The sequence below is a fragment of the Labrys sp. ALF-8 genome, assembly GCF_059699065.1.
Genome location: NZ_AP048537.1, coordinates 1,616,724 through 1,640,331 on the forward strand (window position 1 = coordinate 1,616,724; position 23,608 = coordinate 1,640,331).

19 protein-coding genes are annotated in these 23,608 nt (G+C 66.0%); 10 read left to right on the plus strand and 9 right to left on the minus strand.

Annotated elements, in window-relative coordinates:
- Positions 1 to 170: 170 nt before the first annotated feature.
- The 7 genes from AC6H34_RS07435 (at position 171) to AC6H34_RS07465 (ending at position 6,200) form a co-directional block, all read left to right on the plus strand.
- Positions 171 to 941, plus strand: a complete 771-nt coding sequence (locus AC6H34_RS07435) for a ComF family protein (RefSeq protein ID WP_497538375.1) — start codon at positions 171 to 173, stop codon at positions 939 to 941.
- 40 nt (positions 942 to 981) lie between these two features.
- On the plus strand, positions 982 to 2,079 hold the full coding sequence (locus tag AC6H34_RS07440; protein WP_497538376.1) for a YwqG family protein: 1,098 nt from the start codon (positions 982 to 984) through the stop codon (positions 2,077 to 2,079).
- A 192-nt stretch (positions 2,080 to 2,271) separates the two neighbouring features.
- Positions 2,272 to 2,547, plus strand: a complete 276-nt coding sequence (gene grxC, locus AC6H34_RS07445; protein WP_497538377.1) for a glutaredoxin 3 — start codon at positions 2,272 to 2,274, stop codon at positions 2,545 to 2,547.
- Positions 2,548 to 2,558: 11 nt separating this feature from the next.
- Positions 2,559 to 3,401 carry a carbon-nitrogen hydrolase family protein gene (locus AC6H34_RS07450; protein WP_497538378.1) on the plus strand — a complete coding sequence of 281 codons (843 nt, stop codon included), beginning with the start codon at positions 2,559 to 2,561 and terminating at the stop codon, positions 3,399 to 3,401.
- On the plus strand, positions 3,398 to 3,844 hold the full coding sequence (locus AC6H34_RS07455) for a DUF1178 family protein (protein WP_497538379.1): 447 nt from the start codon (positions 3,398 to 3,400) through the stop codon (positions 3,842 to 3,844). The genes AC6H34_RS07450 and AC6H34_RS07455 overlap by 4 nt, the downstream gene beginning before the upstream one ends.
- A gap of 419 nt (positions 3,845 to 4,263) precedes the next feature.
- The gene (locus tag AC6H34_RS07460) at positions 4,264 to 4,908 is read left to right on the plus strand and encodes a TerC family protein (protein ID WP_497538380.1); all 645 of its coding nucleotides are present in this window, start codon (positions 4,264 to 4,266) and stop codon (positions 4,906 to 4,908) included.
- 263 nt (positions 4,909 to 5,171) lie between these two features.
- Positions 5,172 to 6,200, plus strand: a complete 1,029-nt coding sequence (locus AC6H34_RS07465) for a LacI family DNA-binding transcriptional regulator (protein ID WP_448150590.1) — start codon at positions 5,172 to 5,174, stop codon at positions 6,198 to 6,200.
- Between the two features lie 153 nt (positions 6,201 to 6,353).
- Here AC6H34_RS07465 and AC6H34_RS07470 read toward each other — a convergent pair whose 3' ends face one another.
- Complete coding sequence (locus AC6H34_RS07470) at positions 6,354 to 6,581, minus strand: hypothetical protein (protein ID WP_448150589.1); 228 nt, start codon at positions 6,579 to 6,581, stop codon at positions 6,354 to 6,356.
- 315 nt (positions 6,582 to 6,896) lie between these two features.
- Complete coding sequence (ubiG, locus tag AC6H34_RS07475; RefSeq protein ID WP_497538381.1) at positions 6,897 to 7,643, minus strand: bifunctional 2-polyprenyl-6-hydroxyphenol methylase/3-demethylubiquinol 3-O-methyltransferase UbiG; 747 nt, start codon at positions 7,641 to 7,643, stop codon at positions 6,897 to 6,899.
- A gap of 410 nt (positions 7,644 to 8,053) precedes the next feature.
- On the opposite strand from ubiG, the gene AC6H34_RS07480 reads away from it, so the two are divergent.
- Positions 8,054 to 12,874, plus strand: coding sequence for an NAD-glutamate dehydrogenase (locus tag AC6H34_RS07480; protein WP_497538382.1), 4,821 nt, complete (start codon positions 8,054 to 8,056; stop codon positions 12,872 to 12,874).
- 22 nt (positions 12,875 to 12,896) lie between these two features.
- On the opposite strand, the gene AC6H34_RS07485 is transcribed toward AC6H34_RS07480, so the two are convergent.
- On the minus strand, positions 12,897 to 13,700 hold the full coding sequence (locus tag AC6H34_RS07485) for a TrmH family RNA methyltransferase (protein ID WP_497538383.1): 804 nt from the start codon (positions 13,698 to 13,700) through the stop codon (positions 12,897 to 12,899).
- 89 nt (positions 13,701 to 13,789) lie between these two features.
- Between AC6H34_RS07485 and AC6H34_RS07490 the strand changes: the two genes are divergently transcribed.
- Positions 13,790 to 14,623 carry a methyltransferase domain-containing protein gene (locus tag AC6H34_RS07490; RefSeq protein WP_497538384.1) on the plus strand — a complete coding sequence of 278 codons (834 nt, stop codon included), beginning with the start codon at positions 13,790 to 13,792 and terminating at the stop codon, positions 14,621 to 14,623.
- A 17-nt stretch (positions 14,624 to 14,640) separates the two neighbouring features.
- Here the strand turns inward: AC6H34_RS07490 and mutT are convergent, their stop codons facing one another.
- The 3 genes from mutT to AC6H34_RS07505 all read right to left on the minus strand — a co-directional run bounded on the left by mutT (position 14,641) and on the right by AC6H34_RS07505 (position 17,544).
- The gene (mutT, locus tag AC6H34_RS07495) at positions 14,641 to 15,054 is read right to left on the minus strand and encodes an 8-oxo-dGTP diphosphatase MutT (protein ID WP_497538385.1); all 414 of its coding nucleotides are present in this window, start codon (positions 15,052 to 15,054) and stop codon (positions 14,641 to 14,643) included.
- Positions 15,051 to 16,289, minus strand: a complete 1,239-nt coding sequence (gene argJ, locus AC6H34_RS07500; protein WP_448150580.1) for a bifunctional glutamate N-acetyltransferase/amino-acid acetyltransferase ArgJ — start codon at positions 16,287 to 16,289, stop codon at positions 15,051 to 15,053. Before argJ ends, mutT begins: the two co-directional genes overlap by 4 nt.
- A 256-nt stretch (positions 16,290 to 16,545) precedes the next feature.
- Complete coding sequence (locus AC6H34_RS07505) at positions 16,546 to 17,544, minus strand: peptidylprolyl isomerase (protein ID WP_448150579.1); 999 nt, start codon at positions 17,542 to 17,544, stop codon at positions 16,546 to 16,548.
- A 572-nt stretch (positions 17,545 to 18,116) separates the two neighbouring features.
- On the opposite strand from AC6H34_RS07505, the gene secA reads away from it, so the two are divergent.
- Complete coding sequence (gene secA / locus AC6H34_RS07510; RefSeq protein WP_448150578.1) at positions 18,117 to 20,936, plus strand: preprotein translocase subunit SecA; 2,820 nt, start codon at positions 18,117 to 18,119, stop codon at positions 20,934 to 20,936.
- Between the two features lie 84 nt (positions 20,937 to 21,020).
- On the opposite strand, the gene AC6H34_RS07515 is transcribed toward secA, so the two are convergent.
- From AC6H34_RS07515 to AC6H34_RS07525, 3 genes are read right to left on the minus strand one after another with little or no spacing between them, the layout of a single operon-like run.
- Entirely contained in the window at positions 21,021 to 21,731 is a 711-nt protein-coding gene (locus AC6H34_RS07515) for a TfuA-like protein (RefSeq protein WP_497538386.1), read from the minus strand.
- Between the two features lie 8 nt (positions 21,732 to 21,739).
- Positions 21,740 to 22,939 (minus strand): YcaO-like family protein, encoded by a 1,200-nt coding sequence (locus tag AC6H34_RS07520; RefSeq protein WP_497538387.1) that lies wholly within the window; start codon positions 22,937 to 22,939, stop codon positions 21,740 to 21,742.
- 29 nt (positions 22,940 to 22,968) lie between these two features.
- A complete protein-coding gene (locus AC6H34_RS07525; protein WP_497538388.1) occupies positions 22,969 to 23,592 on the minus strand; it encodes a hypothetical protein in 624 nt (207 codons plus the stop codon).
- Positions 23,593 to 23,608: the final 16 nt, after the last annotated feature.

Below are 23,608 nucleotides of genomic sequence, written 5' to 3' on the forward strand. Positions count from 1 at the left end.
CTCGGGGGCTCTACAGCAAGACAGGTCGGGCCGGAAACGGTCCGGCCTTTTCTTTCGGGATTTTCGTCCCCCAAAGGGAAGCACCGCAAATTCGGTGCCCATGAACGATTGCCCTCATCGGGTCCCAGCATGCTGGTGACAGGTGGCCCGAACTTTGTCACCTTGCAGGAATGAGTGCTGATCTCCTCGCGCCACGGTTGCTGTCACGCCTGCTGGCACGGGCGGGAGGCAGGCTGGCCGATATCGTCCTGCCGCCTCGGTGTCTCGTCTGCCGGGAGATGACGGGCAGCCACGCCAGCCTGTGCGCCTCGTGCTGGCGCGACCTTGCCTTGATCGAGCGGCCCTATTGCGAGAGGCTCGGCATTCCCTTCGTCTACGACCATGGCGAGGGCATGATCTCGGCACAGGCCGCCGCCAATCCGCCGGCCTATGGCAAGGCTCGCGCCGCCGCCCGCTATGAGGGAGCGGCAATCGAGCTCGTGCACAGGCTCAAATATGGCGACCGCGTCGAGATCGCGCCCTTCATGGCGCGGCTGATGGCGCAGGCCGGACGCGACATCCTCGACGGCGCCGACATGCTCGTTCCGATTCCCCTCCACCGCCTGCGCCTGTGGAGCAGGCGTTTCAACCAGGCCGCTCTGCTGGCACGTGGAGTCGCCCATCGCTCGGGTATCGCCTACGAACCGCTGCTGCTGTCGCGCCACAAGCACACGGCTCATCAGGTGGGGCTCAGCCGCAAGGAGCGCGCCCGCAATCTGCAGGGCGCCTTCACGGTAGCCGAGCAGGACCGGCAGGCCATCCGGGGACGGCGGATCGTGGTGGTCGACGACGTGCTGACATCGGGTGCCACGGCCGAGGCAGCCGCTCGCGCCCTGATGCGCGCCGGGGCATCGAGCGTCGACATGCTGGTCTTCGCCCGTGTAGCCATGCCGCTGGAGTGATGCCGACGCGACGGACATAAGGACCGGGGTGGGACTGGAAATGGGGAAGAGCGCGCCGATCGCGTGGCCGCAGAGCCGCGAGGACATGCAGGACTCCCTGCAGGGCTCCGGCTTGCCCACGCCCGTCGCCCACCGCCTCGCGGAGCAGGCCGAACCCGCTCTCCTGCTCGCGACCCTTGGCGTGGCCGAGGAAGCGGAGATACCGCTCGGCTCCAGCAAGATCGGCGGACTACCCGACCTGCCCGCGGAAGTGCCCTGGCCGCAGCGCCCACCCTATGCCGACGCCGCGGAGCGAGCGGCGGCCCACCATGCCGAGGCGCTTCGGCTGGCGAGCGAAGCAACGCGCCCGGGTTCATGGATGACGCCCGAACAGGCCCGCCTGTTCAGCCGTGAACGCGATGCCCTCGCCGATGCGGTCGGCGTAACCTTTCCGCTCGCCTTCCTGGCCCAGCTCGATCTCGCCAGCCTTTCGCAGATCCAGGGCTTTCCTTCGTCGCTGCCCGCCGAGGGCAGGCTCCTCCTCTTCTTCGACTATTGGGAGTGCCCGCCCGGCTTCGACCCCGGCAGCGCCGCTGGCTTCCGCCTGATCTGGGACAGGACGCCGACGGGACGATTGCAACGCAAGTCCGTCCCGGCGGCCTTCGCGGCCACGGCCCGCGAGCGATGGAGCAGCCTCTTCCGGCCGGCTGCGGTCACCGCCTTTCCCATCCTCACCGCCATCCCTCCCAGCGACAGGAATTTCGATGCGTTCCCGCGGGGCCTCGAAGCGGGCACCTTCTGGGACGAGGAGAGCGACGAAGGCCGCTACGAGGAATGGCTTGCCCGTTTTGGCACGCCGGACGGCAAGGAGGGCCCGAACCATCGGCTCGGCGGCTGGCCGATCCCACTGCAGAACGGCATGCAGGCCATGGCCCAACTCGCCACGCGCGGCATCCATTGCGGGGCTGCGGATGCCTTCCGCACCGCTGCCGCCCGCCGCCTGCTCGATACGGCGGGAGACTGGCGTCTCGTCCTGCAGATCGGCCGCGACGATGCCGCGGGCCTTTTCTCCTCCGGCTGCCTCTACGTGCTCATGCGCGAACAGGACATCCGTCTACGCGCGTTCGACAGGGCCTGGATGATATACCAGAGCGATTGAGAGGCGGAATGCGGCAGCCCCCGGCTCGAAGTTTCGCCGGCGCGCGCAAGTCTGAAGACGAAACCGGCGATTTGCGCCATTGCTTCTCCTTCGGCCGCGCTCCAGAGTGCGTGTCCTGTGGGGCACCCTCGACCCCGCATGGTAGTCGATTGATTTTTGCCGGAACCTCCCCATTTCTGGGAGAGTTCGCTCATGCTTGGAAATGCCGTCATGCCGCCCGTCGTGGTCTATTCGAAATCCTGGTGCCCCTATTGCAAGGCGGCGAAGGCGCTTCTCCAGCGCAAGGGCATTCCCTTCGAGGAGATCGACGTCGATGGCCGGCCCGATCTCCAGGAAGCGATGAGCCGCAGGGCCAATGGCCGCTGGACCGTGCCGCAGATCTTCATCGGCGACACCCATGTCGGCGGCAGCGACGATCTTCATGACCTCGAGGCCGCCGGCGGCCTCGACAAGCTTCTCGCAGCCTGAGGAAGAAAGCCATGCGTTTCAAAGCCGCCGTCCTGCAGATGCGTTCGGGCTTGGTGCCCTCGGCCAATGTCGCCACCGTGGCAGCCGCAGCGCGCGAGGCCAGGCAGGCCGGGGCGGACTACCTGCAGACCCCGGAGATGACCACGGTGGTCAATCGCGATCGCGCCGCCATGATGGCGGTGATCGGTGACGACAAGTCCAATCCGGAGCTCGACACCTTCCGTTCCATCGCCCGCGAGAACGCCATCCATCTTCATATCGGCTCGATGGCGGTGCGCGTCGGCGAGAAGGCGGCCAACCGGGCCTTCGTGATCGACCCCAAGGGAGAGGTGATCGCCTCCTACGACAAGATCCACCTCTTCGACGTCGACCTGGCCGGCGGGGAGAGCTGGCGCGAGTCCAATGCCTATGTCGGAGGCAGCGAAGCCGTCGCGGTCGACCTGCCCTTCGGTCGCCTCGGCATCGCCATCTGCTACGACGTACGGTTCCCGCAGCTCTTCCGCGCCTATGGCGATGCGAGCGCCGACGTGATCAGCGCACCGGCCTGCTTCACCAAGCAGACGGGCGAGGCACACTGGCACGTACTGCAGCGCGCCCGCGCCATCGAAAACGGCGCCTGGATGATTTCGGCTGCACAGGTCGGCCATCACGACGACGGCCGCGAGACCTATGGCCATTCGGTCATCGTCGATCCCTGGGGCCGCATCGTCGCCGACGCCGGCGACACGCTCGGCCTCATCTATGGCGAGATCGACGTTCACGCCGTCGCGGCGACGCGCGGCAAGATTCCCAATCTGAAGAATGCCCGCTCCTTCACCCTCAGGACGGAGCCGGCGCTGAGGGCTGCAGAGTGATCCGTTTCTCCCTCGTCTGCGACCAGGGACATGAGTTCGAAAGCTGGTTTCGGGATGGTTCCTCCTACGAGGATCAGGCGGAGCGAGGGCTCCTGACCTGCCCTCACTGCGGCTCGGCGAAAGTGGGCAAGGCCATCATGGCCCCGCAGGTCGCCCGCAAGGACCGTGAGGCGCCACCGCCGGCGGCGCCGCCGCAGCCGGTGGCGCTGATGTCCGCCGAGGAGCAGGCATTGCGGGCCAAGGTTCGCGAATTGCGCGCGATGCTGACCGACAAGTCCGACTATGTCGGGGAGCACTTCGCAAGCGAGGCGCGCAAGATGCATGAGGGCGACGTCGAGCAACGCGCCATCCACGGCGAGGCAACGGGCGAGGACGTACGCAGCCTGCTCGAGGACGGTATCGAGGTTCTGCCGCTGCCGACATTGCCGGACGAACGAAACTAGAGCAAAGCGCGTCTAGGCAGAGATGCCACCTTTCTCTAACTCTTTGTTTTTCGAAGCATCTTTGTGTTTCGCCGGTTCCGTCAAGACACAAGGCGCCTGGCATTTCGGCCGCACACCCCGCATCGGGCCATGGTGACGATGCCATAACGTTCGGGCAGCCATGCCGGAACGGAGCTTTCATTTCCTCGCAACTTGCAGTAGACGAAGGTCACCAGGCCGGGCCCCTCTGGCAGTTTCGGGGCAGGTCGTGCATGACGGTTTGATATCGAAGCCGTCGCCCACGACTTGCCGTGAACTGTGATGTCGGACTGGAGCAGACAGAGCGGCCCCGGCGCGTCCTTTCCGAACGCGGCCAAGGTTCAAGACCTTGGCAAAGACTGGAACCGCTCTCCGCACCGGAACGAGAGAGCCTTTTCCAAATGTCCGACTTCCTATCAGTCGCCTCCCTGGTCGCGCTCGGCCAGGTCATCATGATCGACCTCGTGCTGGCGGGCGACAACGCACTTGTCATCGGCCTCGCGGCTGCGGGCCTCCCCAAAGAGCAGCGCACCCGCGCCATCCTGATCGGCATTGCAGCCGCCACCCTGCTGCGCATCGTCTTCGCCGCCGTCACCACGCAACTCCTCGCCATCGTGGGCCTGCTGCTCGCCGGCGGAATACTGCTGCTGTGGGTATGCTGGAAGATGTATCGGGAGCTGCGCACGAGTCATCATGACGAGAACGCCGCCCACCAGGCCCTGGAAGGGGACGGCGGGAACGGCCACAGCAATGGCGGCGTGCCGCGCAAGAGCTTCGCGCAGGCTGCCTGGCAGATCGTGGTGGCCGATGTCTCGATGTCGCTCGACAACGTTCTTGCCGTGGCCGGCGCTGCGCGCGATCACCTGTGGGTGCTCGTCCTCGGCCTTGCCGTTTCGATCGCCCTGATGGGTATAGCCGCCAGCCTCATCGCACGCCTGCTGCAGCGCCATCGCTGGATCGCCTATCTCGGCCTCGTCGCCATCCTCTACGTGGCCTGCGACATGATCTGGCGCGGCGCGGCGGAGGTTTGGCCGCTGATGTTCTGATTGGCACGTTCCAAATGCATCGGGGCGGGATTTGCGCCCCGATTTCATGCACGCTATGCACAAATTGAGGTGCGCCAATCATTCCAGGGTCGGCCATCCGCGCGGCTCCGGATCAAACAGGAATCGCGAGCGCCCTTTGTATATAAGTGATTGATACATAAATATAAATATTCAAAAATGGGCGATAAAATCGATTTACGGAAATGTTTGCGAGTTCATCGCTTCTGAGGTACGTTCCTGAAAATTCGACAGCGGATAATTCCATGGCACGGGCGACGGTGCATGATCTGGCGAATGCCGCGGGCGTGAGCCTCGCCACCATCGATCGGGTTCTGAATCGACGCGGAGGCGTGCGTCCGGCCACGATCGAGAAGGTCGAGCAGGCCATGGCGCGGCTGAACTACCGGCGTGACCTCGCCGCCGCCATGCTCGCCACGCAGCGCGAATATCAACTCGTCTTCCTCATTCCCACCGGCGTCAACACCTTCATGCGCAATCTCGCGACGGAGGTCGCGCGCCTGGGCGATCTCAACGCGGCCGAGCGCGTCAGCATCCGCGTGATCGAAGTGCCTCCCTTCGACGACGACACGCTCGCCGCCGCTCTCAATGGACTGGCGGATGCCCCCCTCACCGGGGTCGCGGTGGTGGCCACCGACAATGCCCTGGTACGCCAGGCCATCGACCGCCTCGCGGTGCGCGGCATTCCGGTGGTGACGCTGGTCTCCGACGTGCCGGCCTCGCGCCGCGCACATTTCGTCGGCATCGACAACAGTGCAGCCGGACGTACTGCCGCCTCGCTCATGGGGCGCTTCCTGCGCGGATGCCGGGGGCGCATCGCGATCCTCGCTGGTTCCATGCTGCTTCGCGACCATGCCGAGCGTCATTTCGGCTTCGAGCGCGTGCTGCGCACGGAATATCCGGACCTCACGACGCTGCCGGTCATCGAAGGCCGCGACAATGCCGCCATTGCCGAGGAAGCGCTCGGCGCCCTGCTCGACGCCCATGACGACATCGTTGGCCTCTACAGCCTCGGCGCGGGCAATCGCGGCGTGATCGCCGCCCTGCGCAAGCGGGGCCTGGGCAGAAGAATCTGCGTCATCGCGCATGAACTGACGGATCATTCGCGAGAGGCCCTGATAGACGGCACCTTCGACGCCATCCTCAACCAGGATCCGGGCCACGAGGTGCGTAGCGCGATGCGCGTCCTTCGCGCCCTCACCGATGGCCAGCCCATCGACCAGGGGCAGGAGCGCATCAGGATCGACATCTATCTGCGGGACAATCTGCCGTGAGCCCCTCATCGCCGACCGCCCGGTAGACCGCGCTTGCGAATGCCACGGCGGCATTTCCAGCGACCGCTTCTCGACGGCGCGCGGAATCCTGATCCCGCGCGCCGTCTCCCCCCACCGGATCGCAGGAAATCCCCGGACCCGGCAACACGCCGATCAATCGAACGTCGACTGCCCCGGCTCCGGCGGCCCATCGTCACCGCCCGATCCCTGGAACGTGGTCTGTCCGGGCTCAGGGGGCGCATAGATCGGTCGCTGTCTCCGGAACGTGGTCTGTCCCGGTTCCGGAGGCGCGCTGGTCACGGCAGGATAGGAATAGGAGTGGCGCGACGAGGTGGTCTTGCAGCCAGCCACCCCGACGACGGCCACCGCGGCAACCGACAATAGAAGAAATTTCCTCATCATATCCCTCATGCAAAGCAGAACGAGGGAAGAGTGAAAATTCTACTTTAATAGTCAATATGACTACGCAAAGTAATTGATCACTACATACAAATTGAGATCATTTTATATAAAAATGAGCATTGCGACATGGGTCAGCAGCTTGCCTCCCGAACTCAGATCGCAGGCGCTTTCACGTCAGTTTCTTTTTTGAAAGCCAACGGCGGCATACGCCCATATCGCCACGAGCTTTCAGCGCATCGGAACCGGGATGTGCCCCGGTTCCACCATTGGCGCCGCCGCCGGGCCGGGGGCAGACTACGGCCGCGAGAACGTCATCATGTAGTTCACGTCGGTATCCCGCGCGAGGCGCCATTCGTCGAGCAGGGGGTTGTAGGCGACGCCGGTCCGGTCGAGCTCCGACAGGCCCTCCCCCGTCACGGCGTCGACGATCTCGGAAGGGGTTACGAACTTGTTCCAGTCATGCGTGCCGCGCGGCACCCAGCGCAGCACGTTTTCGGCCGCGACGATGGCGAGGGCGTAGGCCTTCATGGTCCGGTTGATGGTGGAAACGAAAAGAAGGCCACCCGGCTTCACGAGGCCGGCGCAGGTCCTGAGGAAAGAGGCGGGCTCGGTGACATGCTCGACGATCTCCATGGCGAGCACGACGTCGTAACGCTCCCCGGCGGCCAGCAAATCCTCGGCGGCCATGGCGCGGTAGTCGATGGCGAGGCCCGACCGCACGGCGTGGCTCTTCGCCATCTCGATGTTGGCGCTCGCCATGTCGATCCCCGTCACGGTGCCGCCCAGCTTTGCCAATGGCTCGCCGAGCAGGCCGGCACCGCAGCCGACATCCGCCAGGCGCAGCCCCGCCAGCCCATCCAGTGCCACGGCCGAACGGCCGAAATGGCCGGCGATCTGATCCCTGATGTAGCGCAGGCGCAGCGGATTGAGGCGATGAAGGGCCTTCATGCTGCCGCGCGGGTTCCACCAGTCGGCGGCCATGGCATCGAAACGCTGGATCTCCTGCGGATCAACGGAGGAACTCGTGGAGGTGGCGTTCATAAGTAACCCTCGATCAAGAAAGAGCCGGTCGATTTCCCAACCCGGCATGGCGCTCATCCGGCGCCTCCCGGCGTCCGTGCGGCGGGAAGCCGGATGAGGTACTGCGTCCTTTTCCGCGAAGGAATCTCACAGCCGTCCTCCGCCGTAAAGCTCTTCTCCTCGCGGTCGTACCTGCGAGGCGCAGGCACGCAAAGTCAGGCCGCCGCGATCCCGATCGGAGGCTATCATACCCCAGCGGCAGCCCTTGTTGGCACGGCCTTACCGACTTTCTCGATATTGTCATCGCAAAATGGCAATTTCCGTCGCGCACGGACTTCGGGCGGCCGCAATTTGAGCTATGGTCGCTCGAACCGGTCGTACCGGAACCCAGCGCCGCAGGTCAGATGGCGCAGCAAGAAAGGGAGACTACGATGGCGTGGCGTGATGACGAAGCGCGGGCTGCCCTGATTCGCAGGGCCGCCGGCAGCCTGCAGGCGGGCAGAACGCCGCCGGTCTTCGCGGAGGCATTGTTCGGCAGGACGACGCTCGAGGATCTCAGCTCCCATGACGCGGCTTCCCTTGCCTTCTTGGCCGAGCAGGCCTGGGAACACGTGCAGCGCCGCACGCCCGACAAGGCCGACATCCGGGTCGTCAACCCGACCATGCCGGACGGACGCGAGATCTCCGTGGTCGAGATCCTCAACGACAACATGCCCTTTCTGTTCGACTCGACCATGGCCGAACTCACCGAACAGGGCATCGAGGCGCTGCTCGTCGCCCATCCCATCCTCGCGGTGGAGCGGGATGCGCAGGGCAAGCTCGTGCGCTTCTACGGCAACGTCCTGCCCGAGGACACGAAGATAGAGCGCGAGAGCCTCATCCATATCCACATCCCGCGCATCGACTCCGATGCGGACCGGCAGAAGCTGGTCGACGGCCTGACGCTGACCCTCAACGACGTGCGCGCCTGCGTGAAGGACTGGCGCGCCATGCGCGACCGTGTCGAGCAGGCCATCGAGACATTCCGCACCAATCCCCCGCCGCTGCCGGTGGACGAGATCGCCGAAGCCAACCAGCTCCTGCAGTGGCTGTGCGCCGACAATTTCACGTTTCTGGGCCTGCGGGAATACCGCTTCTCGGCGGAAGCCGATGCATCCGACGAGGTGGCCGAGGGGCCGGGCCTCGGCATCCTGCGCGACCCCTCCGTCAAGATCCTGCGCCGGGGCACCGAGATGGTCGTCATGACGCCGGAAATCCGCGAATTCATGCGCGAGCCGACCATCCTCATCGTTACCAAGGCCAACGTGAACAGCCGCGTGCACCGACGCGTGCGCATGGACTATATCGGCGTGAAGCTCTATTCGCCCGAAGGCAAGATCGAAGGCGAGCTACGGCTCGTCGGCCTGTTCACCTCCACCGCCTATACACGCTCGGTGCGGCAGATACCCTATGTGCGCCACAAGGTCGCCCAGGTGCTGCAGCGCGCCGGCTTCGACCCGGAGAGTCATTCCGGCAAGGCGATCCTGAACGTCCTGGAGGAGTATCCGCGCGACGAACTCGTGCAGATCGACACCGAGACGCTCTACAATTTCGTGATGGAGATCCTGCTGCTCTATGAGCGCCCGCGCATCCGCGCGCTCGTCAGGGCCGACAAGTTCGACCGCTTCGTCTCCATCCTCACCTTCATTCCCCGCGAGAAATACGACACAGACGTGCGCATGGCCGTCGGCAGCTATCTCGCGCAGGTCTACAAGGGCCGGGTATCCGCATCCTACGCCGCCTTCCCGGAAGGCCCGCTCGCCCGGGTGCACTACATCATCGGCCGCTACGAAGGCGAGACACCGGTGATCGAGCGCGCAGCGCTGGAAGCCGAGATCGCCTCGATCGCCACGAGCTGGGGCGACAAGCTCAAGGCCGCATTGGCCACCACCACGGACGGCATGCGCGCGCGCCTCCTCGGCAATCGCTACGCCAAGGCCTTCCGGGGCGGCTATCAGGAAGTCTTCACGACGGCCCAGGCCATCGCCGACATCGGCATCATCGAGAAGCTTTCGCCCGAACGGCCGGTGGCGCTCACCGTCTATCGGCGCGAGGGGGACGACAAGCCGAGCCGCTTCAGCCTCAAGGTCTTCTCGCATGGCGCCCCGCTGTCCCTGTCCTATCGCGTGCCGGTGATCGAGAATCACGGGCTGCGCGTCGTCAACGAACGAACCTATCGCGTCACCCCTGCCGCCAACCCCGCGCCCTCGCCCGTGTGGCTGCACGACATGACGATCGAGACCAGCGATGGCCAGCCTATCAGCGTCACGGGCGATCTCAACCATCGTCTCGAAGCCTCAATCATGGCGGTCGTGAGCGACCAGGCCGAGTCGGACGGCTACAACGCCCTGATCCTGCGCACCAATCTGGGCTGGCGCGAGATCTCGGCCATCAGGGCCCTGTCGCGCTACCTGCGCCAGATCCGGGCACCCTTCAGCCAGGACTACATGTGGGAGACATTGCGCCGGAACACCGAGATCACCGCCAGCATGGTGTCGCTGTTCCAAACCCGCTTCGATCCGCGCCTCGTCGCCACCGATGCGGAACGCGCCGCGCGCGAAGCGACGCTACTCGCCAATATCGAGGAGGAGCTGAAACAGGTTTCCTCGCTCGACGAGGACCGTATCCTGCGCCGCTTCACCAATCTGGTGCAGGCGATCGTGCGCACCAATCTCTGGCAGGTCGACGCCGACGGCCATCCCCGCGAGGTTATCTCCTTCAAGTTCGAGTCGCGCAGGATCGACGGGCTTCCGGCCCCCAAGCCCCTGTATGAGATCTTCGTCTATTCGCCGCGCGTCGAGGGCATCCACCTGCGCTTCGGCAAGGTGGCGCGCGGCGGCCTGCGCTGGTCGGACCGGCCACAGGATTTCCGCACGGAGATCCTCGGCCTGGTCAAGGCACAGCAGGTGAAGAATGCCGTGATCGTGCCGGTCGGCGCCAAGGGCGGCTTCGTGCCCAAGCGCCTGCCGCCGCCGACCAACCGCGATGCCTGGATGGCCGAGGGCACGCAGGCCTACCGCATCTTCATCCGCTCGCTGCTGGAGCTTACCGACAATCTTGACGGCGACCGCATCGTGCCGCCGGACAATACCGTGCGCCATGACGGCGACGATCCCTATCTCGTCGTCGCCGCCGACAAGGGCACGGCGACCTTCTCCGACACCGCGAACGCCATTTCGATCGAGAAGCACCACTGGCTCGGCGATGCCTTCGCCTCGGGCGGGAGCCAGGGCTACGACCACAAGAAGATGGGCATTACCGCCCGCGGCGCCTGGGAGGCGGTGAAGCGCCATTTCCGCGAACTCGGGACCGATATCCAGACCGAGCCCTTCACGGCGGCCGGCGTCGGCGACATGTCCGGCGATGTCTTCGGAAACGGCATGCTGCTTTCGCCGGCGACGAGGCTGGTGGCGGCCTTCGATCACCGTGACATCTTCATCGATCCCGATCCGGATCCCGCCGCGAGCCATGCCGAACGCCAGCGCATGTTCAACCTGCCGCGTTCGAGCTGGCAGGACTACGACAAGTCGCTGATCTCCAAGGGCGGCGGCGTATTCTCGCGTTCGCTGAAGTCGATCCCGCTCGCTCCGGAGGTGCGGACCCTGCTCGGCCTCGACAAGGCGGAAGCCACGCCCTTCGAGGTGATGACTGCGATCCTGAAGGCGCAGGTCGATCTGCTCTGGTTCGGGGGCATCGGCACCTATATCCGCGCTTCCAACGAGACCGACGACCAGGTCGGCGACCGCGCCAACGATCCGATCCGCGTCACCGGCTCGGACGTGCGGGCACGCGTGGTCGGCGAAGGAGCCAATCTAGGCGTGACCCAGCGCGGGCGCGTCGAGGCGGCCCAGAAGGGCATCAAGCTGAATACCGACGCCATCGACAATTCGGCCGGCGTGAACACCTCGGACGTCGAGGTCAACATCAAGATCGCCCTCGCCCGTCCCGAGCGCGACAAGCGACTGAGCGAGGCCGACCGCAACGTCCTGCTTGCCGTCATGACCGACGAGGTCGGCCATCTCGTGCTGCGCAACAACTACCTGCAGACGCTCTGCCTGTCGCTGGCCGAGCGCAAGGGGCTCGCCGACACCGGCTTCCTGACCCGATTGATGCAGACCCTGGAACAGCGCGGCCTGCTCGACCGGACGGTGGAGTTCCTGCCGGACGATACGGCACTGGCCGAACGCACGCGGCGCGGCCAGGCGCTGACGCGGCCCGAACTCGCCGTGCTGCTCGCCTACGCCAAGCTCACCCTCTATGATGACCTGCTCGCCACCAGCGTGCCGGACGACCCCTATCTCGCGCGTGAACTCACGACCTATTTCCCGCCGGAACTGGAGCAGAAATTCCCCGATGCGGTGGAAAACCACCGCCTGCGCCGGGAGATCATCGCCACCAACCTCGCCAACGGCATCATCAACCGCGGCGGGCCGGCCTGCGTGGTGCGCCTCGGCGACGAGACGGATGCCGACGTTCCGGCCATCGCCCAGGCCTTCGCGGCCGTGGACGAGTCCTATGGGCTCGGGCGCCTCTACGACGAGATCGACGCGCTCGACAACAAGATCGACGGGCAGCTTCAGCTCGGCCTCTATGCCTCGCTGCAGGATCTCCTCCTCTCGCGCGTGGTCTGGTATGTGCGAAATGTCGACTTCGGACCCGGTCTGGAGGCCGTGATCTCGCGCTTCGCCAACGGTATCGGTGAAATCGCCGCCGGCCTCGACTCTTCGTTGCCGCCGGACATGCAGGCCGCGCGCGCCAAACGCCGCCAGGAGCTTGCCGACGGGAAAGTGCCGCAGGAATTGGCGGGCAAGCTCGCCGATCTCGACGCGCTAGTCTCGGCCCCCGACATCGTGCAGGTCGCCGGGCGCACCGGCCGCGCCATCGGCGATACGGCCGCGACCTTCTTTGCAGCCGAGGCCGACTTCCGGCTTGACCGCATCATCGCCGCCGCCCGCTCCGTGCCGGCCAACGACTATTTCGAGCGCCTCGCCATCGATCGCGCCATCGACCAGATCGCCGCGGCCGAGCGCCGGCTGGTGGCGGATATGCTCGCTACCGGTCATTCCGGCCAGGAAGCGACCCAGGCCTGGCTCGAAGCCCATCCGGAGGCGGCCCGCATCCGGCGTTCGGTGGAGGAGATCGCCGCCAGCGGCCTCACCCTCGCCAAGCTGGCGGTGGCTGCGAACTTGCTGGGCGACCTGGTCCGGGAGTGATCCGCTCGATCTGGCGCGGTCCTCACCGCGCCAGGTGGTGCAGCACGATACCGCTGGCCGTTGCGACGTTGAGGGAATCGAACCCGCCCTTCATGTCGAGCCGAATGCTGCGTAGCCGGCTCAGGATCTCGCCTGGAAGGCCCGGACCCTCGGCGCCGAACAGCACCGCCTGCCGGCCCCGGGGCTCGACCTCGCGCAATTCCTCACGCCCGGACGGACTCGTCGCCAGAATCTCGAAGCCCTGCGCCAGCAGGGCGTCGCAGATGGAGGCGATGTTGCGGCCGGAGGCGAAAGGCGTGACCAGCGCTGCGCCGGCCGAGACGCGGATCGCCTTGCGGTAGAGGGGATCGCAGGAGGCTGCATCGATCAGCACGCCATCGAGGCCGAAGGCGGCCGCGTTGCGGAAGATTCCGCCCATATTGTCGTGGTTGGCGATACCAGAGAGCCCGGCCACGAGGGCGTTGTCGGGCATGCCGCCAAGCAGTTCAGCCGCCGAGGCCGCCTCCCCGCGCCTCCCGATCGCGAGAATGCCCCGATGCATGGGAAAGCCGGCGATGCGATCGAGCACGGCACGGGAAGCGATATAGACCGGGATGTCGGCGGGCACCGTGGCGAGCATGCCGGCCAAAGGGGCGACGCGGTTTTGCCCGAGCAGGATCGACTCGATGGCGAAGCGCCCGAGCTTCAGCGCCGTCTGCAGCACGACCTCCCCCTCGATGACGAAGCGCCCGCCTCGTCCCCTGAGATCGCGTTCGCGAATGTCGCAATAGGCCTCGATGCGCGGATCGGCGGGATCGTCGACGAGATGGAGGGCGGCGGTGATCATCGGGCGCAGAGTCCGGCGGAAGCAAAGAAACTCGCCATCTCCATCAGCCGACGGGTGAAATGCAAGCCCGAATGCCCTACATAGGCCCCATGACGACGCCCCTCCTGTTCGATCCGGCTGCCCTGGCCCTGCACCGTCGGCGCGCTGCCGCCCAGCCCGCCGATTTCCTGCTGCGCCATGCCGCAGAGGACATGGCTGACCGCCTTGCCGCCGTGCTACGGCCATTCGAGGCGGCGGCGGAGATCGGTCCCGTCACGCCGCTCCTTGCCCAGACCATCCAGCCGGGATTGTCGGCCCGGTGGCAGGCCGCCGATATCGCTGACGAAATCCTGCCGCTCACCCCCGGGAGCATCGATCTCGCTCTCTCGGCTCTCTCGCTGCAGTTCGTCAACGACCTGCCAGGCATGCTCAGCCAGATTCGCCGCGCCCTGAGGCCCGATGGATTGCTGCTGGCGGCGCTTGTGGGCGGATCGACCTTGAGCGAGCTGCGCGAGGCCTTCTCCCAGGCCGAGCTCGATGTCGAAGGCGGCGTCTCGCCCCGCGTCGCCCCTTTCGCCGACGTGCGCGACATGGGCGGCCTGCTGCAGCGCGCCGGCTTTGCCCTGCCGGTCGCGGACAGCGACACGCTCACGGCGCGCTACGACAACGCCTTTGCCCTGATGGCGGATCTGCGCGCGATGGGTGCCACCAATGTGATGACGCAGCGGCGCAAGACCTTTACCCGGCGCGCCACGATGCTGCGGATGGCCGAGATCTACCGCGACCGCTTCTCCGATCCGGACGGGCGCATCCGCGCCACCTTCGAGATCGTCTGGATCTCCGGCTGGGTGCCGCATGAGAGCCAGCAAAAGCCCCTGAAGCCAGGCTCGGCGAAGTCGAGGCTGGCCGACGCGCTGGGGGTGAAGGAGTACCGGGAAGAATGAGCCGGTAAGGCTCCCGGTTACGGCCCGGGCACCATGTCGATCAGCATCGGGATCAGCGGCTCGTCGGCAGGCGGCATGGGATAGTCGCGCAGCTTCGTCGGTAGCACCCACTTCACCGCCTGTCCCTCGCGGCCATGGGGCGTTCCGTTCCAGCGGCGGCAGATCCAGAGCGGCATCAGGAGCGTGAAGTCCTCATAGCTGTAACTCGCGAAGGTCAGCGGGGCGAGGCAGGGCTCCTCGACCTCGATGCCGAGTTCCTCGCGCAGCTCGCGGATCAGGGTCTCCTCCGGCCGCTCGCCCGGCTCGAGCTTTCCGCCGGGAAATTCCCACAGGCCGGCCAGCGCCTTGCCTTCGGGGCGCTGCGAGATCAGCACGCGGCCATCGGCATCGACGAGTGCGCAGGCCGCAACCAGGAGAAGGCGCTTGCTCACGAGCGATAGTCGCCGTTGATGGCGACATATTCCTTGGTGAGATCGCAGGTATAGACCCGGTCTTCCGCCGAACCGAGGCCGATGTCGACAGCCACCGTGATCTCCTGGCCCTTCATGTAGGCCGAGACCTTTTCCTCGTCATATCCGGGATCGCGCTCGCCTTCCACGGCGACGCGGATGCCGCCGAAATAGATGGACAGCCTGTCGCGGTCGGCCTCTTCGCCGGCCTTGCCCACGGCCATGACGACGCGGCCCCAATTGGCGTCCTCGCCGGCGATGGCGGTCTTGACCAGCGGGGAATTGGCGATCGACATCGCGATGCGGCGTGCGGCCTGCTTGGAGGTAGCGCCTCTCACGTCGACGGTGACGAATTTGCGGGCCCCTTCGCCGTCGCGGGCAACCTGCTGCGCAAGGTCGAGCAGCACGCCGTCCAGCGCCTTGGCGAAAGCGGCGAGGCGCGGGTCGGAGACTTCCGTCGCCGGCGCGCCGCCGGCCTTGCCGGTCGCGAACAGCAGGAGCGTATCGGAAGTGGAGGTGTCGGAATCGACGGTCACGGCGTTGAAGCTGTCGACGACACCCTTCGACAACAGGCCCTGCAGGACCGGCTGGGCAATGGGAGCGTCGGTGAAGACGAAGGAGAGCATCGTCGCCATGTCCGGCGCGATCATGCCGGCTCCCTTGGCGATGCCGTTGATGGTGACGGCGACGCCGCCGAAATCGACCGTGGCCGTCGCCCCCTTGGGAAAGGTGTCGGTGGTCATGATGGCGCGGCCGGCGTCCTCGAAGGCGCCCGGCGAGACGCGGGCGGCGGTCTCGACGAGCACGCCCTGGAACTTGGTGGCGTCCAGCGGCTCCCCGATCACGCCCGTGGAAGCAAGATAGATCTGGGAGGGGGCGCATCCCGCTGCCTCTGCGGCGAGCTTGGCGGTCAGCGCCACGGCCTCGGCTCCCTTCTTGCCGGTGAAGGCGTTGGCGTTGCCCGAATTCACCACCAGCGCGCGCGCCGTTCCGTCCTTCAGGGCCTGGCGACACCAGTCGACCGGGGCCGAGGGGCATTTGGAGCGCGTGAACACGCCGGCCGCCTGCGTGCCTTCGTCGAGCAGGACCAGCAGCACGTCGGTGCGGCCCTTGTAGCGGATGCCGGCCTCGGCCGTCGCCATCCTCACGCCGGCGATCGGCGGCAAATGCGGGAAATGCGCAGGAGCAAGCGGAGACAGGGGCGCAGCCTTGGCCATGTTGGGTACCCGACGGAAGGGATGAAGGGGAGAGGAGTGCACCGGCCTCGGGGCCGGCACGTCTTCGTGAAGGAAACCGGCCTGGACAACCCGACTCCGCGGTCGCGACATGCCGGGAGAGCCTCGGTCTCGTCATGCCCGGGCTCATCCCGGGCAACCGGGCCCGCTTTTACACCGCTTGCCGGGGCAGGCCCGGCAAGGACATAGGGCGGGGTCGCGTCGGCTCCGTCAGCGTCCGAGACCGACGCGCCCCAGCTTACTGTGCGGGCGCGGGAGCAGGCTGGCCCTGGTCGCCGCCATCCGGCTGTCCAGCGTCGGGCATCTGCATGTCGCCGCCAGGAGCAGGGGCCGGCGTCGCGTCAGCGGCGGGGGCCGGCGCCACGATCTTGGCCTTGGCGCGCAGGTCCGCGAAGAACTTCTGCTGGGCCTGCTGGGCGACGAACTCGCCGAGCTGCGACTTGTATTGCTCGAGGGATGGCGGCTGCTGGCGGCGGCGATCCTCCAGCTTGATGACATGATAGCCGAACTGCGTCTTCACCGGCTGGGAGACCTCGCCGGGCTTCATGTTGAAGGCGGCATCAGCGAATTCCTTGACCATGCGGTCCTTGGTGAACCAGCCCAGATCGCCGCCCTGATCGGCGGAACCGGGATCCTTCGAGACCTCCTTGGCGATCTTGGCGAAGTCTTCGCCGGCCTTCAGGCGGGCCTCGACCTTCTTGGCATCGTCCTCGTTCGCGACCAGGATGTGGCGGGCATGCACCTCGTCCTGCACCGGCATCTTCTGGACGATCTGCTCCTCATAGGCCTTCTTGATGGCCTCGTCCGTGGCGGCTTCCTTGCTGACCTTCGAGATCAGGGCATCGATCAGGATACGCTGGCGATAGAAGGCGAGCTTCTTCTGCAGCGTGGCATCGTCCATGACCTTCTGCTTTTCGGCCTCGTTGGCGGCCAGGCGCAGGTTGATGGCGGCGTTGATGATCACGTCCTGCCGCTTGGCCGGCGAAAGCTGGGGCGAAAGGTTCGGCCCGATCTCCTGAGCCACGGCGTCGAGGTCTTCCTGCGTGATGGGCTGGCCGTCGACCGAGATCTCGGGAGCCGCCGCGGGAGCTGCCGGCGCCTGCGCGGCGGGGGCCGGGGCGGGCTGGGCTGCAGGCTTGGTGGCGTCCTCGGCGAAAGCGGGCGCGGCAGCGAGAGCCAGGGCGGCGACGCTGGCGAACAGGATCGCGGCGGGACGCGCGCGGCGGGTTAGGATCATGGACAGGTTCCTTGGCAGAGAGGGGGCTAATCCGGTGCGGTGGCACGTCCGGGCGGACGCTGTTTCGGCAACAAGCCCGCATTGTTCCTGATCCCGGACGAGCGCCTCGAAGCGCTGATAGGACAGGACAAATCCCAGGTCAATGTCGCCTGCAAAACGGCGTTTCGACCGGCCTTTTACGAAGGTCAGTCGTCAAAACTGTGACGGCCTGTTTCCAGTGCGTTTCGCTGCTCGCGGAAAAGAGCGCCTCCCGGCCGTCATTGTCACGGTTTTTTCAGCAAAATGATGCATCTCACCGATTTGTAACGGTCCAGTTCGATTGACACCCCCACCCCCAATACTTAAGTGAGTCCGGCCGGCAAACCTTCGAACCGTGGTGCCGGCGGGGGGGGTATCCGGTTCGCGAATTTTGTCTGGAGCGGCCCGCTCCCCGGTGTGCCGGATGTGCCGTCATTGTTGTGCCACATCGCATTGCGATCGGGATCGGGCTGCCGTTAGGGGTGCTGCCGCACGCAGTTCCCGCTCGTTGGAATCATGGCGCCGGCCACGGCGCGATAACCTGAAGGCCTTCTATGTTCGGCTCTCTCGCCAAGAAACTGTTCGGTTCCGCCAATGACCGCCGGCTCAAAGCCTACAATCCCAAGGTAGCCGCCATCTCGGCGCTGGAGCCGGAGGTTGCGGCTCTGTCCGACGAGGCGCTGCGCGCGCGGACGGCGGAATTCAAGGCCCAGCTTGCCGCCGGCAAGTCGCTGGAGGACATTCTGATCCCTGCCTTCGCCACCGTGCGCGAGGCGGCCAAGCGCGTTCTCGGCCAACGCCATTTCGACACCCAGCTGATCGGCGGCATGGTTCTGCACGAGGGCGCGATCGCCGAGATGAAGACCGGCGAAGGCAAGACGCTGGTGGCGACCGCCCCCGTCTACCTCAATGCGCTGGCCGGCAAGGGCGTCCACGTCGTCACCGTCAACGACTATCTCGCCAAGCGCGACGCCGAATGGATGGGCCGCGTCTACGGCTTCCTCGGCCTCACCACCGGCGTGATCGTCCATGGCCTCACCGACGAGGAACGCCACGCGGCCTATGCCTGCGACATCACCTACGGCACCAACAACGAATTCGGCTTCGACTATCTGCGCGACAACATGAAATACGACATGGCGCAGATGGTTCAGCGCGGCCACGCCTTTGCCATCGTCGACGAGGTCGACTCCATCCTGGTGGACGAGGCCCGCACGCCGCTGATCATCTCCGGCCCGCTCGAGGATCGGCCCGAGCTCTACATGACCATCGATGCCCTGATGCCGAAGCTCGCCCCGGAGGACTTCGAGCTCGACGAGAAGCAGCGCACCGTCAACCTTACGGAGCAGGGCAACGAGCATGTCGAGCAGATGCTGGCGGGCTCCGGCCTGCTGCGCGAGGGCTCGATGTATGACGCGGCCAACGTCACCATCGTCCACCACGTCAACCAGGCGCTGCGCGCCCACAAGATGTTCACCCGCGATAAGGACTACATCGTCCGCAACAACGAAGTGGTGATCATCGACGAGTTCACCGGCCGCATGATGCCGGGCCGGCGCTATTCGGAAGGCCTGCACCAGGCGCTGGAAGCCAAGGAGAAGGTGGCGATCCAGCCGGAGAACCAGACTCTGGCCTCCATCACCTTCCAGAACTACTTCCGCCTCTACGCCAAGCTCGCCGGCATGACCGGCACGGCCTCCACCGAGGCCGACGAATTCATGGACATCTACCACCTCGAGGTGATCGAGATCCCGACCAACCGTCCGGTGCAGCGCATCGACGACGACGACGAGGTCTATCGCTCGGTCGACGAGAAGTACAAGGCCATCGTCCGCCTGATCGAGGATTGCCGCAAGCGCGGCCAGCCCCTGCTGGTGGGCACCACCTCCATCGAGAAGTCCGAGATACTGGCGCAGTATCTCATCAAGCAGGGCTACAAGCAGCGCGACTTCTCCGACCCGAACGCCTTCGCCTCGCTCTACGACGGCGACCAGGGCACAGCGGACGAGAGGGTGTTCGCCGTGCTGAACGCCCGCTACCACGAGCAGGAAGCCTTCATCGTCAGCCAGGCTGGCGTGCCCGGCGCCATCACGATCGCAACCAACATGGCCGGCCGCGGCACGGACATCCAGCTCGGCGGCAACGCGGACATGCGCATCAAGGTCGAGCTCGGCGATATGCCCGCCGGCCCGGAGCACGAGGCGGCGGAAGCGCGTATCAAGGCGCAGGTCGCGAGCCTGAAGGAAAAGGCGCTCGCCGCCGGCGGCCTCTACATCATCGGCACCGAGCGCCATGAAAGCCGGCGCATCGACAACCAGCTGCGCGGCCGCTCCGGCCGCCAGGGCGATCCCGGCCATTCGCGTTTCTTCCTGTCGCTGCAGGATGACCTGATGCGCATCTTCGGCTCGGACCGCATGGATGGCATGCTGGCCAAGCTTGGCCTCAAGGAAGACGAAGCGATCGTGCATCCCTGGATCAACCGCGCGCTTGAAAAGGCGCAGCAGAAGGTCGAGGCACGCAATTTCGACATCCGCAAGAACATCCTGAAATACGACAACGTGCTCAACGATCAGCGCAAGGAGATCTTCGAGCATCGCCGTGAACTGATGGCGCAGGACTCGGTGGCCGAGACCATTACCGATTTCCGCCACCTCGTCATCGACGATCTCGTGCGCGCCCATGTGCCCGAGAACGCCTATCCCGAGCAATGGGACACGGAGAGTCTCCACAACGGGATCAACGACGTCCTCAGCCTCGACCTGCCCGTCGTCGACTGGGCCAAGGAAGAGGGCATCGCCGACGAGGAGTTGACCCACCGCATCACCGAGGCGGCCGACAAGCATGCCGATGAGCGCGCCGCCTCCTTCGGGCCCGAGGTGACGCGCCAGGTCGAGAAAGCGGTGCTGCTGCAGACGCTCGACAATCTCTGGCGTGAGCACATCGTCACGCTCGACCACCTCCGGCAGGTCATCGGTTTCCGCGCCATGGCCCAGCGTGACCCGCTGATCGAGTACAAGTCGGAAGGCTACCAGCTCTTCAGCGAACTGATGCAGCGCTGGCGGGAGGACGTCACCCGCACCATGTTCCGCCTGCAGGTGATGCAGGAGCCGGAGCAGCCTGAGCTGCCGCAGATGTTCGGCCAGCATATCGACCCGCTCACGGGCGAGGACGAGTTCAGCGCCGCCGGGTCCGGCTTCCCGCCTTCCCAGCTGAGCGTGCCGCTCGCCATCGGCGAAGCAGCCGGACTGCAGGCAGTGGCGCCGGCCGAGCGAGATCCGAACGATCCCGCTACCTGGGGCCGCGTGGGCCGCAACGAGGCCTGCCCCTGCGGATCGGGCAAGAAATTCAAGCACTGCCACGGGCAGTTCGTCTGAGTACGGAGGCGGATCGTGAGATCCGCCTTTTTCTTTGGAATGCGACACGGGGCCGGTGCGGAAGACGCCAGCCCCGGGAGGACGCTACCTTTTCAGCCGTGCCTCGACACGCCGATGCAGCTTCACGAAGAAGCCGGTGCGTGACAGGGTGAAGTCCGCGGCAGGGGCGACCTTTCCCTCGTCTGCGCGCATGCGGGCAAGCAAGGCGAGGGCATCCTCGCGTTTCTGGCTGACTTCGTACCGTTCGATGACCGCCTCGGCATGTGCGGGATCGGCGAGCCCGGCGCGGGCGACCACATCCGGCCAGGTGCGCTCCTTGAAGTGCAGGCTCCTTGCCGATGCGAGGATCCCCTCGCAAATCCGGCCCGGCAGGGCATCGGCAGCACGCACCGCCGCCATCGTCGCCTCCACATCGACCAGCGCGACGCTGAGGGGAGCGTAGCCGAACTCCGCCGGCGCGTGGGCGACGCCCACATCGGCATCCGCCACGCGTCGGCCGCTGGCATAGTCCTCATAGATGCGGCCGATGCCGATCATGCCGTAGGGCGCACATTCGGCCCCGCGCAGCGCTCCCATGCTGGCGGCACCATAGACTGGAATGCCCTGGCCGATGGCATGCAGGATTTCCTTGTGCCAGACGGAGAGCGCGTGGTCGAAGACGCCGTCGATGAGGCCGATCGCGCCCGCGCCGCTCAGCGATGCCGCCAGGACGTCGCCGCATCCCGCCGGCGGGCGCAGGTCGAAACCGTCGAGCAACGCGGCATCCACGCCGTGGAGACTGGGTCCCGCAAACACGACCGCCCTCATGAGCCCGGCCCCAGCAGCACGTTCCGAAGATCCCCGGCGGCGACCTGGGTGACATGCCCTTCGATTTCCGCCTTGAGACCAGGCACGAGAGCCCGCACGACATGGATTCCGGGGACCGGCACCGGCAGGTCGAAGAGGTAGACCTCGGTCAAGCCAACCGCAGCGAGCCGCGTCATGATCGTTTCCAGCCGTTCGGAGGCGGAAAGGTCTCGCGCGGGCGGGCCTTCCGACGCGAACAGAACCGAAAGAGGCGCAGCACTCGGCAGCGGGAGCGGCAACTCGCCACTTCCCGGACCATATTGCGATTCATCCATGTCGTCGCGCGAGCCCGCGATATTGGTGAGGCGCGACTGGACGGCCTCCAGCACGGCCGCCAGGGCGGCATCGCCGGCATCGAGACGGCAGGCATCGCCACCGGAAAGGCGAGAGCCGGCGCCCGTCCGATGCAGGACGGGCCGCGTGATGATTGCGCTGATCACAGGCAGGCCGACCTGGCTTGCGGATGAGAAGAGGCGCACCTCGTGTCCGGCAGCCTCGATCTTGCCGACAGCCTCGTCGAGCCCGGCATGACAGCCCGGCTCCCGGCGGACCTGCTGGATGGTGCGGCCGCCGAACAATCCATTGAGCGCCGTCGCATCCCGCTCGATCAGTTCGAGCAACGCAGCTGCGGCCGCGAACTCGAAGCTCGGCCCGGCGGCCAGACCGTTCGAGGTCATATGAAAGCTGGCATGGTCCCAAGGCAGGAACGTGCGAAGGTCGAGGCCCACGAGTTCATAGGGCGCGAGCACCGTCCGTCCCGACCCATGCTCGATCCCAGCAACCCAGGCCCGTTCGCGTACAGGCGAGAACACGCCGAAGCGGCAGCGGTCGAGGCGGTCGAGCGGCACGAGATCACGGCCCCTTGCCTGTAGTTCGTTCCAGCTGCCGAACGCGTCGACGATCTCGCGTGTCTTCTCCGCCACCGCCCCTTCGACGGATTCCATGACGGCGGAGATGCGAGCCTGCTCATGCGTCAGCCCCTTTCCCTGGCTGACGGACAGCACCCGGGAGTTGGGGCGCACCGAGAACCAGACGGGGATGCCGATGATATCGAGATCGGTCAGATCCCCCACCCGGGTGATGCCGAAGGGAGCAAGGGGCGGCCAGGCCGCCGCGACCGGTTCCGCGGTCTCCGGCAGTATATTCTGGCTGGCCATCCCCTGCCCGCTCCTTACGGGATCGGCATTCACTTGGATGGTTCGTCGGACAGCACGGCGCTTTGCAACGTCTCGCCCTCTTCCGCGAAGAGCTTCTGCAGGGCCGCTGCAAGGCCGCCGTAGACATGCGTTTGGGTCTGGGCCTGGGTCTGAGCCTGCGTCTGCGCATGGATCACGGCCTTGACCTCGTCGTCGGTGGGCTGGCGGGGCGGCTCATCCCCCGTAAAACCCTGCGCCTGGGCCTGGGCCTGGGCTTGTGCCTGAGCCTGGGCTTGCGCCTGTGCTTGGGCCTGAGCCTGAGCTTGCGCTTGAGCCTGGGCTTGCGCCTGAGCTTGCGCCTGGCTCTCCGGCGTCAGCATCTCTGCCGTAAACACGAAATCGGCATGCGTGAGCTTCACGCCGGAACTTACCAGGCTTTCCACACCGGCCGCCTTGGTTTCGTCGATACGCGCACCTTCCGGCACGCCCGACCGGAAATCCGCGATCAGGCGCCAGAGCGAAGCCGCAACCTTGGCATAGCCATCCCCCCCGGCGATGGCACCATACTTGCGCACTTCCTCGTCAGTGACCTCGACCACGCGAAGCGGGTTGGTCTTCAGAATCAAAACGCCGGCGCCACGTTCGCCGACCACATACATGCGTCCGTTTGGCATTTCCCCTCCATGTCCA